Below are 12153 nucleotides of genomic sequence, written 5' to 3'. Positions count from 1 at the left end.
ATTCAAAAAAAATCCACTAAATACATGGGTTAGATAGACAAGACTAATTTTTCTAGCTTAAATTTAATAATCTCTAATCACATGACCTTCATACACACTTTCAATATCCAATGTAGTTTCACTGTTTCTTGAGACCTCTACAATTTTGGACAAAATGTTTTCTTCCAACATTGAGTGTATATGTAAAAATCTAATAACACCTGTTTGAGTTTCCTCAACTTCTTCATAAGATTTTAAATGATAAATATCAATTGCTTTTCTAATTACTCTTTTAATGCATTCTACATTTTCATAATCAAAATTACTAATTTCTTTTATTGTTTCAATGACAAAATCAGTTAAATTAGTTTTCATTAAACTCTCCTTTAAATAGGATAAACCTCATCCCCCTTATTCAAATAGAAAAGATTGTTCACCTAAGTTGAAAACTATTTATATATTAAGGTGCATTGAATGCCCTACCTTCCATTCCAAAATGACAAGTGATTATTAGGTAAAGTTTGACTCTGATTTAGTTATTAAAAACCTCAACATTTGAGATTTTTCCATCTTTATTAGTTACCATTAAACCTTGAACTTTAACATCTGACGGCACTAATGGATGATGACGAATGATATTAACACTATTTTGGATATTGTCACTACCATATTCTTTTCCATTTAGCCATTCATTGACCGTACCACCTGAAAATTCAGGTCTGCAATTTTGAAAAAGATAATCCAATGTTTCTATTTTGCCTTTCATTGATTCAAGTTGAGTTTGAACATTAATTTTGGGTGTCCGATTATCTTTTGTTCCTACAACAAAAATTTCCTCAACATTTTCATGATAAATGGCAGTAATAACAGACCTCATTATATCTCCATAAGGATGTGAGATTACGGTACCATAGCTTTGTAACATTAACATATTTTCTGGTTGAATATTAGTCACTTCTTGTAAAATAGGTTCCAACCTGTTTTCAATGTCCGTTAAAAATAATGCTTTTTTATTTTCATCTAAATTCATATCGTACACCCCTTCTTTATTTTTATGAATTCATTGATTTAGTAACAAATCATTTGATAAATGTTATTTTTAGAAGTTACCAGTTTTCCCAACGTCCTTCTGGATCAACACTAGCCAGTCGAACCCATCCATTTTGAACTTTTCCTCGAAATGCTGAATCATTATTTAATAACCGTTCTATATATTCTCTAGGTGCTTGAATGACAATTAGCAAACGAAGAGGAGAATGATAAGCCTCAAAATCTGTTTTCATGACGGATTGCCAAGGTAGTCCGGCTAACAAGTCACTTGCATTTCCCTGCATAACACCGAGACCTGCTGTAACAGTTTGAGTTGCTTTATTTCCGCTACCATAATAATTAGGTGCAACCGTTGAAGCGTAGTATTGTAGATTAATCCATTGGGTCACCGTTCCTGGTCCCGCAATAATGTTAGCTAGAAGATCACCACTTTCATCCTGCTTCCAATCATAATTATGAAGGAAAGCTCTTCCTTCCAAGTCACAATCCTGAGTTAGTTCACGTTGGCCGATAATAAAAGCGGCATTACGAGCTAATCCCCATTCCGGACGTATCTCACTCCAATCTTCTGCAAATCGGTGTGCCTCTGCCTTAGGATTTTTAAGTTGCGATTGAACATTCGGTAATTGGACTAGACGTTCCGCATTTGCATTTTGGCTTACGTTCGGCATAATAGCTTCAATACGATCAAATGATTCTTGTGCAGATTTGGTAAGTTCAGGAACATAAATCCAATGTAATTCATCCACCGTTGTTTTATGCTCAGCGGCTGTGAAAACAGTGTCCTCAGGGATTTTAATACCTTCAAAAGATAGCCTTTCTCTAACCTCTGGAAGGTTACATAATGTAGCTAAAACCCTTGCATTGAATCCACCTGCCGCTCCACCGCAGGCACCACAGTCGAGAGCAGCGGCATAAGGATTATTAGTACTTTGACTACCATGTCCGCATATGACGACTAAGGGTGCGAAATTCTCTGTTAGCCCCATCATTTTTAGAGCTTGGTGCGCATAATTCACTTTTTCTTCTTCAAAAAAACCAACAGGTATCTCCGCTTCTGTGTTATGAACATGATTAAGCAAGAGCTTTGTATTAGGTTTACGTAACCAATTCTCACGAAGATGACGCATGAAACGACCGGTTCCTCTTGGTACAAAACTACGTGCTACCATTTGTAGACTAAGCCAAGGTCCACTTAGCTCAGGTAAAAGTAAACTCGCAAGTACATTTTGTTTCATCGTTTTAAATGTATTACTTAAGGAATCTACTGCCTGCTTACGTTGTTGATATAATTTCAGTTCATTTTCATCTGAGGACTCTTTAATTTTGTGCTGAGGCTTTAGTATAACCGGCAAGGAAGCATGACTGTTACTACTCCCGAGTTCACTAGTCGCAATCGGTAAGCCAAAAAAACCAGCAATTCCGATCGTTTCAAATGGACCTTCTTTTTCAAGTTGACGACGAAAAGGTTCTGATCGTACATCAATGCAAAATGCCAATTGAGCTAATACCGTTTTTTTATCTTTGGTCTCTTGTTGTTTAGAGTTAATCTTCTGGCTTAATCGATCTGTGTGTGTTTGTTCCCAAGCTTCTAACCAAAGCTTCCTACAAAGCTTCTCATCAAAGCTGTAGGCAAATGATAAATATTCGTTTTGTTCAGCAGCTGACATCTGTGACCATTCCTCAATTGTAAGTTCCCCACAATGAATCCATGATGCTAAAAGAGGAGTAATCGAAACTTTTTTCTCAGATTGTTGATTGGTCAGAGGCAAATAAGGCTTTATAAGAGCACACTCCATGGAAATCCTTACTGCTAAATATTCTGTTAGGAGTGCATGTTCATGGCTAGATTGTTGGGACCGCCAAAGCATCATCCCGGCCCACCCAGGTAAGGAGAGCAAATGACCTTCAAGATAAGGTTGGATTTCTGTTTCAGGGATTTCTAGTGCGGATAACGCTTCTTGTAAAGCCATATGTGCATCTTTAGGCCAACCTTTTAAACTTTTCCGTTGCTTTTTACTCAGTGCCGGATCATATTGAATAAGACGCTGCCACGCACGATAAAAACCTTCCTCACGATTTGGCATTGTCCAACCTGCCTGAGAGTCATCAAGATATAATTTACACCACTTGATGACATGATGATCGAGTATATTGACTAACCTTTCCCCATCCTGATTCTCTATATGCGAACTTAATGGTTGCATTGGAGTATTCTCGATGCTGTCCGTATTCAGTCCACTAAGTTCATGTGTCAATTTTTCCAGCTTATGTGATGAAAAGAGGTTAGAAGGTACTGGATCTAATTTTAGTGCATTATGACAAAATCGCTCCTGGACGTCCCTTGGGATATGAAAGGAATGTGAATCAAGCCAACGATGTAGACTCATTTTCACAAAATCTTCATCAATCTCACCCTTACTCTTTGCTGACAGGATCATAGACGCACTAGGGTATATATCAACATCTCGATTATTTTTTAACCAACCTGCAACCTGGTCAAAAGATTGATTTTCAAGTCCCATCCACGGATTACGTGCTGCAAATGTAGAAATAGGCCAAAGAGGTGCAATTACTCGGCTAGCAGCTTCAATTAAAGTGTTAATATCACTTTTTTGAAGATTAATATTCATATCTTCCAGTTTTTCATTATCTTTTGTTAAGACAGATGTTCTGCTCATCACTGGTTACCTCCTTGAGATAAATATTGTTTAAGGTAGTTTGGATGACTTTCTACTGACTTTGTTTTTGCTTCACCTAATTGTACTAACCAAAGATAGAGTACTGCGAAGGAAACAGATGAACGATTATGGGCAGCCCACATACCTATAGCACTTCCAAGTAGTAAGAGAGATACGACAAGGACCACAACTGACATGGGAGGCTGAACACTTTGATAAACAGTTGTATGCAACAACTCATAGAAGAGGTTATGAATGATAAAATATACGATGGCAGCTCCTCCTAAAAATGATAAGCCGGCAATTCGACCAATTCTCCCCTCTCCTAAAGCTATGAGCTGTGTCCAAGAAACGGACAATGACCACGCTAAGATGAGCGCACTAATCAATTGATAACCTTCTCCAGGAGCCATGATCCAAAAAGCAACTCCTACAATTAAGCCTAAAGTACGCCCAGCCATGATCCATAAATAAGATGACCTTTCATTAACGCGAGTCGATACTTTGAAACTACTTAATGCCGAACCAGCCTGTAAAAACAGCGTAGCTTTGAACAAACCATGTAAAATAAGATGAATTATGGCTGCTAAATACGCACCTAAAGCACACTGAATGAGCATAAACCCCATTTGTGCAATTGTTGAGCCTACTAGCTGACGTTTATAATCAACATGGACTAAACTAATTCCAGACCCAATCAATACAGAAATACTTGCAAGAATAAGTAAAATAATTGAAGCTAGATCACCACTAAAAAGGGGTGAAAATCGAGTTAACATAATCCCACCTGCATTTACTAAACCTGCGTGCATAATCGCAGAAACAGGCGTCGGAGCAACAACAGATTCAATTAACCACCTTTGAAATGGCCATTGAGCTGCAGGAATTATCACTGCTAATACAATCAATAAATTAATCCCTGTTCTCTCCCATGCTTCAAGTTGAGCTAAATTTTCATTTGTTAGAGCAAATGATAACTGCCATTGACCTGTACCTTGAAAAAGCCAAATCACAGCGAATAATAATGAAAACCAACTTAATGTAAATAAGCGACCAGAAACCTTGGCTGCTTCACTAGCTACTTTCCACCCACTGTTTAAACTTATAAGTAGGGTTAACCCGACGAGAGTTGCTCCCCAAGAAATGATCATCAAGCGGAGATCGCCACTTAACCATGCTATTGAAGCAACACCTGTAGTGAATGTAAATAGTGTGAAATACTTACGATAAGAACGATCTCCCAATAAGTAACGTACAGAAAAACGCTGAATGATGAAACCAATTAAAAGAACAAAGAAAGCCATTAACCAAGCTAAAGTGTCTAGGTACCAAAGCCCAACAACTTCATTCCCACTAGTATTAACGAGAGCCAATAAAGAAACTAAAGGAGGTAAAGCAACGATACCGATATGAATGCGAACAAAATTCAATGGTACTCGTGGGTGTAAAAACAATAGTCCACTTAGACCAGAGGCAATCAGCATAATAAAAAATAATGCTAACAATGATGATAAACTCAGTGAAACAAACATAAAAAATTCTCCCCTAAATATAAAAATGATTTATTAAAAGTCATTAAAGTATTTTCATATATTTTTCCTAAAAAGTTATACATTTTATTTGCTCTTTACGATTATTTGAATAAATTGTATTTATTAAATAAAAAAAACCGACAACTTCAAGATTCAATGATGATTTAAAATCATTGAATCTTGAAAATTGTCGGTTTTACTTCAACTAACTTCAACGAAGTTTTTTGAAGAACTACCTTTTTTATGTTCAAAAATAAATTGTACTTATAATTATTCTTCTTTTTAAAAATCGGTATATCTCTAATCTTACATCCTAAATTATGAAATATAACGATTTACGTTACTTTTTCGTCCATATACTTTATAAAGCTTTTTCATCCAATCAATATGAAAATATTAAAAGAATGCTAAAGCCATCATTATTGTAAGAATGTAAAATAAACATCTATCGAATATTAAATCAATACTATAATATACCAAATTATGCAAATTGTCAACAAACAAATGCTTTATAACTTTCCCTTTCAAATATTTCAACCGGAAAACTATGTAAGTAACATATACATAATTCATCTGTGTTGAATATAAGATCGTAAGCGTTCCTTAGGTTTTCATGATATTAATCTTTAAAAATAACAAAAAACCGCAAGCAATCTAGACTCACGGATTATCTTATTATTTACGTTATTGTTTTAAATTTGAGCCCTTCATCATATTTGCTTAATATTAAGCTCTCCCTGCCAAGTTCCTTCTTCAGATCATTTATCAATCCAACCGGTTGTTGTTCCGCAATATTGCCTTATATTTATAAAGCAGCTAACAGCGCTTTATTTTAAGTTAGACAATGAAATTAAATCTATTCTTTTTTATACCATTTTCTTAGTTGATTGATATGAGCTTGATGATAGCGATTATGATCAGCCATATGCCAAAGTCCCCATCGAATGGTTGCTTTCTTTTCATTCTCATGTCCAAAAGAGACAATCAAATCTAAATCGTCATCTGTTAATTGTGCACATATATCTTTCAACATATTTAATACTTCTTGATAGTCATCCAAAAGTGTGTCCAAAGACTTTCCTTTGATCATCGGTAGCCTATCATTTTCATCTATCATTGGACCAAATTGTTTTTCTAAAGAAGCAGGAAGTGGTTTTCCTTTTATTCTATAAACCCAATTAAGATCAACATACATGATATGTTTTATCAACTGAGCTGTACTGTTAAATTTGTCATTTGGACCCTTGTAATCTACTTCTTCTTGTGACATACCATTCGTTATATATTGTAGCCTTTGACTATTTTCTTTTACAGCTGAAAATAACATTCCCACGATTGGTGTCATATCCGTATTACCTTGTAAATCGTAAAACATAACTCTACCTCCAACTCTTTGTTTAAAAAGTATATCCCTGTGTGGAAGCTCAAGATTCAACCTAATAAGCGTAATTCTTCAAGAACAACGCTTCGTTTGTTAAGATTGTATAAGTTTTATTGATATTCTACAGCTGTTGTTTTTCTAAGATGAAATTTTTTGCCAATAAATAAGCATTAACAGTAAATAATTGTGTTTTTATTTTATTCGTTAGTATATAGTCACCGAAACGATCAAATTCATATAACTTCACTTTTATATCTTCTGTATCATCTAAGTCTTGATCATGCCTTTTAAATGCATCTTGTATTAAATAAGTCTTTACCATGTTATTTTGCGTTGCTGGATTAACCATAAATTCACCTAGTAAGATCGGTTTACTTAATGAGATGTAACCTGTTTCTTCTTTAACTTCTCTAAGCAGTCCTTCTTCGTGTGTTTCATTACCTTCCCTTTTTCCAGCAGGAACTTCCAAGAAAAACCCTTCACCTGCATGTCGATATTGTTCAACCAACACAATTTTATTTTCTTTTATATGACAACCGCATTTACCTAATCAGAATATTCGTTAACATAATAATCGTCTATAACTATACCATTTGGCAATTTACAATGATTCTTTCTGATATTTCCGAAAGGGCTTTTATGTATATACTTTGATTTTAATGTTTTCCATTTATTCATACTTAACCTCTAATCCTTTCTTTCTGTTAGCTCTCCTGTTACAGACTACATAACAAATGTGTTATCTAGTTAACTTTCTTTTAATTATTGTTCCGTAATGGACTATTAAATACCCAAAGCAAATCCCCAATAATATTACTGCTCCCCAAAAAACGAGTGGAGCTGAGTCAGGATTGTATGATAGAAGAAAAGATAATCCTAAACCTACAACTATATATAAAGTTATGAAGCTCATTATTTTTATATAAATTAACCTCTCCCCCTAACATTTATTATTATATACTTATTTTACCATCTCCTATCAGATACATGTAAATGTAAAAAAGCGCGATCATCCAAACACGCTTTATTACTTTTGGTAAAAACTAACTCACTTGATAGTTTTAAATTCAATTACTTTTTTTAGTTCCTTCTACAGCTAATAAATACATAGTTTGTGATTTTGCACTTTCATATATCCATTTCCTAAAATCACCTTCAGCTCTTGCCCGTTGGCTTTCAGTGATAGATGAAGCAACTCCAGCCAAGATTGTAATATGTGTTTGAAAGTCGTTATCTGAACGTTTTGTCGTTTCACTTTGATCAGTAACTTTTAAATTTGTAAGCTCAGACTCTTCAAACATCTTTGAAAGATGGTCAGCTATTTCATTATCCATACCTGCATCAGAACGCCATTGTAAAAATGCATCGTAAAAGCTTTGCGTAGTTTAAGGAATCTTGGGTTCCCAGGATATTTTTGTATGATTATAATCAAGCACTAAAACTTGACCATTATGTTTCGTTGATTTAACCATTTGATGTAAAGCAGTTTGTGGATTTTCAAGCCATTGAAGAACCCTTGCGGAAGTAACTATATCAAACTCACTATAAAATGGAAGATTATAAATATCAGCAATCTCAAAGGTTAGTCCTGGAATATTTTTATATTTTTGACGGGCCTTTTCAATTAACTCTGGATTGTTATCGATTCCGATTACACTCCCATTTGGACCTACCATTTCTGCAATTCCAGAAGTAATAGCCCCTGTTCCACACCCAACATCGAGCACAGTCATTCCAGGTTGTAATATTTCCGCCAACCTTTTATGTGAAGTCTTTAATGTACGAGCATCAACAATACCTGATTCTTTTAATGTCGCTCTTTCTTTTAGCATAACTAAACCTCCAATACTAGTGATACTTCTATAATTCCAACTAATTTATCAGAGTATCAGGTAATATAATATCTCCTTTTTTCGGCATAGCCTCTCCATTAATCCCTTCAAAATATAATGGCAGACCCTCTGCTAAAATAGGATGCAGGACTTTTGTGGGGTCTTGTCTTTGATGATGAATATGCAAATGAGGTTCTGATGTTGAGCCACTGTTTCCTATACGTCCGATTACATCCCCTGGATTTACCCGATCCCCTTCTTTTACAGTCACACTATCTTCTTTTAAATGATTGAGTAAAAGGTACGTACCGGTTTCATCAACTTTGATGTAAACATGGTTACCTTCTAGTAAAGTGAAATCTTCTGAACCAGGATCGATGTCCTTTTCACCATCGTAAGCAGCAATCACAACACCCGAAATAGGAGAATAAACCTTTTTATCCCAAATCCCATATTCCTCGTTATTTTTACTCCCTATATCATAAGGTTCCATTACTAAATCGTAAGCCCATCTTTCCGAGGGCCATGTGACATGTATCAAATTATCTTTGATCGAATCACCACCCCAAACGACAATGGTTTCTTCAGCAAATGGCCATTTTATTGTAATAGAAGGTTCAACACGCTCTATATCAATGGGATAGATGAATTGGATAATATTCATGGTCATTAGAATAGGGAAAATTAATACCAAATTCAAAATGAAATTCACTAATAATTTATTATATTTTTTCCTTTTTACAAGACAAAAAATAAACAGAAAGATATTTATAAATACACCACAGATCCCTAAAATAAAATAGGAAGTATCATTTTAAGTAAAGCCCAAGCATAAGCACCGATTAAGCCATTAATAAAAAAACACTAATCCACAAAAATATAATTGTTGCTATTAAAATACAATTCATTACACCTATTTCTCTAAAACTCTTGACTAATATAACTCTCTCCTCCTTTTGATTTGCCTTATTAATAAAGATCTTTTTATCTAACCTGCCAGTTATGTTAAACACTTCACAATTCTTTTCCATTTCTAATTGTTCTATTCCAATTCTGGCTTTAAAGTAGAAAAAGCTGTAACCCCTCCAGAAAGGCACTATTTTTTTGTGTGTTTATTTTAATATTGGATATTGGTATATATTGAATTTTCTACATCAGGGAGAAGTGTGTATATGCTCTTACCAATTAAAGTTTCTAATTCTTTCTTAATTGAATAGAATCCCTTCCAATGTAAAGTTGTGTGGGTGGTTGTTCCATGACGTAAACCAACTGAAATCAATCTTTTTTCAAGAGTAGTAAAGCCTTCTGCGTCAGCGATAGCGTCGCAAAGGGTAATCACTTTATTATATAAGTCATAATCACTATGTTCATTCAATATTTCAACCAACCTACTTTCCATATGATCGGGAACAAGGCTCCAATCTGCAGCAATATCAATGTGTTCATTTTTGCAAGGAAACGAATGAGTGACACAAATAATGGCGTTTCCTGTAAATCCTAAATCATTCATATAAATATAACCATCATAGGAATGAATGACAGACTTAGTAACCCCTTTATACCTTCCTATATCATGAAGCAGAGCAGCATTGTATGCTATGTCAGTATCTAGGTCATACCCATTTTTGATAAGTTCTACAATAATTTTTTCAGTTGCATTGGCAACATTAATTGAATGTTCGAACCAAGGACCTGGGTTTTGTTGATATGCCCACTCGAGTAATTCTTTTGCATACGACCTATCCAATATATATTTCATAAAATCATCCTTTCTCTTTTAAAAATCAAATCTTAAATAATATCATTTTGGTATTTCATTCTTCTTTAAAAGTTATTCCAACAAAACAATAGGGCGTATTCATCCACGACGTTCTAATAATATCTTTCGATCTGCAGAAAAGACTACTCCGTTTACACCAACTTTAGGAGTTATATGCCCTAGTTCACCCTTGAATTTTTCAATAATTAAACTTTCTTATATAGTACTTATCTCAGAGTATTCTTTAGATGCGAATACTAAAAGTTCCTCATGTCTTTCTATATCATATGGATTATTTGCATAACGTAATCCAAGCTATGCAATAGAACAAATTTGTTCTAAGAGCGTAAGTCTATTTTCCAACGTTATAGCCTCACCTTCTAAGTTAAAGATTAAAATAACATACTAATTTTACCACAATAACCCAAATATTTACTGGAATATATTTACCATAAAAAAGCACAATCCTTTTATAAAATGGACCCTGTAAAATAGACAGTTTTAAAAAAGAGGCTTGCCCTTTAATTTTGAACTGACTCTGTTTTACAGGGTCTTTTTTTTGTTATATTTTAAGTATTCAAACAGGTGAGGTTGCAAAATGGGGAAAAATAAATTTTCAGAAGAACAACAAAAACAGCTAAGGTCCAATCCTTTCATCGAGAAAGTTAGTGAAACAAGTATTACTTACACAAAAGAATTTAAAGAACGTTTTTATAAGGAATATCATCTTGGAAAGGGACCATCGGCTATTCTGCGTGATATGGGAATTGATCCGACTCTTTTAGGTAAAAGGAGAAAGGACAGTTTAGTTCGAAGAGTTAATGTTTATGAAGAACGAATAGATGGCTATCAAGACATGAGAGGTAAAAATTCTGGTCGTCATTCCATTAAGGAATTATCAGATACAGATCGAATAAAACGTTTGGAACATCAAATAAGGTACCTAAAACAAGAGAATGAATTTCTAAAAAAAACAGAATTTTTAGACAGACAGGCAGAATGGAAGGTAAATCAGAAGCAACGCCAGAAGAAAAATTCAGGCTCATCGAAGAAATGACTCTGCGAGATAATAATGAGCTTAATATCAATTGGCTTTGTGAAATGGCAGGTGTGTCTAGAAGTGGTTATTACAACTGGCTTAAATCCGCAGATAAACGCAGAAATAAAGATGAGCAGGATAAAAAGGACTTTGAATTAATTTTGGAAGCTTATCAATTTCGTGGATATGACAAAGGTAGACGCGGTATATATATGCGCCTTCTGCATATGGGCATAAGGATGAATCAAAAGAAAATCAGCCGCATAATGAAAAGGTTCAATTTGTTTTGTCCAATCAGAAAAGCGAACCCCTATAGAAGAATGGCTAAAGCATTGAAGACAGATACCATATCAGAAAATATAGTAAATCGGGAATTTGAAAAGCATGGTCCCGGGAAAATACTCCTTACAGATATAACATATCTTTATTACAATAATGGCCGTAAGGCTTATCTCTCCGTCATAAAGGATGGCTTCACAAAACAGGTGCTGGCATATGTTCCAAGTGAGTCACTTGAAGTCAATTTTGTATTAGAAACAATCAAAATCCTACTAGAAACCCACGGTGATAGCTTAAAAACCGATGCCATCGTCCATTCTGACCAAGGATGTCATTATACAAGCATCTCTTTCCGGCAACTGTTAAAAGATAAAGAACTTAGACAATCCATGTCCCGACGTGGTAACTGCTGGGACAACGCACCGCAGGAATCATTTTTCGGACATATGAAGGATGAAATCAATTTGAAAAACTGTGGTAGTTATACGGAGCTCTGTCAGGAGGTTGATAACTACATAGATTACTATAATAATGACCGGTACCAATGGAAACTAGCAAAGCTCTCCCCTAATCAATATGCAGAATATTTGAAAACAGGCGAATACCCACTTAAAATATAAC

At 34.6% G+C, this 12153-nt stretch carries 12 protein-coding genes; 2 read left to right on the top strand and 10 right to left on the bottom strand.

All coding sequences use genetic code 11. From position 1 onward, the window contains the following. Positions 1-63: 63 nt before the first annotated feature. The 10 genes from ACEWK1_RS01855 to ACEWK1_RS01810 all read right to left on the bottom strand — a co-directional run bounded on the left by ACEWK1_RS01855 (position 64) and on the right by ACEWK1_RS01810 (position 10214). Positions 64-354 carry a DUF6407 family protein gene (locus tag ACEWK1_RS01855; protein WP_416635449.1) on the bottom strand — a complete coding sequence of 97 codons (291 nt, stop codon included), beginning with the start codon at positions 352-354 and terminating at the stop codon, positions 64-66. A 157-nt stretch (positions 355-511) separates the two neighbouring features. Beyond that, positions 512-1009 (bottom strand): carbonic anhydrase, encoded by a 498-nt coding sequence (locus ACEWK1_RS01850; RefSeq protein ID WP_416635447.1) that lies wholly within the window; start codon positions 1007-1009, stop codon positions 512-514. Positions 1010-1085: 76 nt separating this feature from the next. Beyond that, entirely contained in the window at positions 1086-3710 is a 2625-nt protein-coding gene (locus ACEWK1_RS01845; protein WP_416635445.1) for a DUF2309 domain-containing protein, read from the bottom strand. Beyond that, positions 3710-5242 (bottom strand): NADH dehydrogenase subunit 5, encoded by a 1533-nt coding sequence (locus ACEWK1_RS01840; RefSeq protein ID WP_416635443.1) that lies wholly within the window; start codon positions 5240-5242, stop codon positions 3710-3712. The genes ACEWK1_RS01845 and ACEWK1_RS01840 overlap by 1 nt, the downstream gene beginning before the upstream one ends. Before the next feature lie 856 nt (positions 5243-6098). Next, positions 6099-6617, bottom strand: a complete 519-nt coding sequence (locus ACEWK1_RS01835; protein ID WP_416635441.1) for a DinB family protein — start codon at positions 6615-6617, stop codon at positions 6099-6101. Between the two features lie 127 nt (positions 6618-6744). Continuing rightward, entirely contained in the window at positions 6745-7092 is a 348-nt protein-coding gene (locus ACEWK1_RS01830; RefSeq protein WP_416635439.1) for an NUDIX hydrolase, read from the bottom strand. Between the two features lie 598 nt (positions 7093-7690). Then, on the bottom strand, positions 7691-7957 hold the full coding sequence (locus ACEWK1_RS01825; RefSeq protein ID WP_416635434.1) for a hypothetical protein: 267 nt from the start codon (positions 7955-7957) through the stop codon (positions 7691-7693). Between the two features lie 51 nt (positions 7958-8008). Next, positions 8009-8455 (bottom strand): class I SAM-dependent methyltransferase, encoded by a 447-nt coding sequence (locus tag ACEWK1_RS01820; RefSeq protein ID WP_416635432.1) that lies wholly within the window; start codon positions 8453-8455, stop codon positions 8009-8011. A gap of 40 nt (positions 8456-8495) precedes the next feature. Then, positions 8496-9155, bottom strand: coding sequence for a M23 family metallopeptidase (locus ACEWK1_RS01815; RefSeq protein ID WP_232273391.1), 660 nt, complete (start codon positions 9153-9155; stop codon positions 8496-8498). 417 nt (positions 9156-9572) lie between these two features. Beyond that, positions 9573-10214, bottom strand: a complete 642-nt coding sequence (locus ACEWK1_RS01810; protein ID WP_212138317.1) for an HD domain-containing protein — start codon at positions 10212-10214, stop codon at positions 9573-9575. 598 nt (positions 10215-10812) lie between these two features. Between ACEWK1_RS01810 and ACEWK1_RS01805 the strand changes: the two genes are divergently transcribed. Together ACEWK1_RS01805 and ACEWK1_RS01800 are read left to right on the top strand one after the other, a co-directional pair. Next, complete coding sequence (locus ACEWK1_RS01805; protein WP_212136941.1) at positions 10813-11271, top strand: HTH domain-containing protein; 459 nt, start codon at positions 10813-10815, stop codon at positions 11269-11271. After that, positions 11214-12152, top strand: a complete 939-nt coding sequence (locus ACEWK1_RS01800; RefSeq protein ID WP_212136943.1) for an IS3 family transposase — start codon at positions 11214-11216, stop codon at positions 12150-12152. The genes ACEWK1_RS01805 and ACEWK1_RS01800 overlap by 58 nt, the downstream gene beginning before the upstream one ends. Position 12153 lies beyond the last annotated feature (1 nt).

It is taken from the genome of Metabacillus sp. YM-086, assembly GCF_048059995.1.
Classification (GTDB): Bacteria; Bacillota; Bacilli; order Bacillales; family Bacillaceae; genus Metabacillus; species Metabacillus litoralis_B.
Note: the sequence above shows the minus strand (reverse complement) of the source record. Positions and strands in the feature narration are given on the sequence as shown.

What these genes read in the sequence shown, in the direction of transcription:
- ACEWK1_RS01855 (WP_416635449.1), bottom strand. Translation starts at nt 354, where the DNA reads ATGAAAACTAATTTAACTGATTTTGTCATTGAAACAATAAAAGAAATT.
- ACEWK1_RS01850 (WP_416635447.1), bottom strand. Translation starts at nt 1,009, where the DNA reads ATGAATTTAGATGAAAATAAAAAAGCATTATTTTTAACGGACATTGAA.
- ACEWK1_RS01845 (WP_416635445.1), bottom strand. Translation starts at nt 3,710, where the DNA reads ATGAGCAGAACATCTGTCTTAACAAAAGATAATGAAAAACTGGAAGAT.
- ACEWK1_RS01840 (WP_416635443.1), bottom strand. Translation starts at nt 5,242, where the DNA reads ATGTTTGTTTCACTGAGTTTATCATCATTGTTAGCATTATTTTTTATT.
- ACEWK1_RS01835 (WP_416635441.1), bottom strand. Translation starts at nt 6,617, where the DNA reads ATGTTTTACGATTTACAAGGTAATACGGATATGACACCAATCGTGGGA.
- ACEWK1_RS01825 (WP_416635434.1), bottom strand. Translation starts at nt 7,957, where the DNA reads ATGGATAATGAAATAGCTGACCATCTTTCAAAGATGTTTGAAGAGTCT.
- ACEWK1_RS01820 (WP_416635432.1), bottom strand. Translation starts at nt 8,455, where the DNA reads ATGCTAAAAGAAAGAGCGACATTAAAAGAATCAGGTATTGTTGATGCT.
- ACEWK1_RS01810 (WP_212138317.1), bottom strand. Translation starts at nt 10,214, where the DNA reads ATGAAATATATATTGGATAGGTCGTATGCAAAAGAATTACTCGAGTGG.
- ACEWK1_RS01805 (WP_212136941.1), top strand. Translation starts at nt 10,813, where the DNA reads ATGGGGAAAAATAAATTTTCAGAAGAACAACAAAAACAGCTAAGGTCC.
- ACEWK1_RS01800 (WP_212136943.1), top strand. Translation starts at nt 11,214, where the DNA reads ATGGAAGGTAAATCAGAAGCAACGCCAGAAGAAAAATTCAGGCTCATC.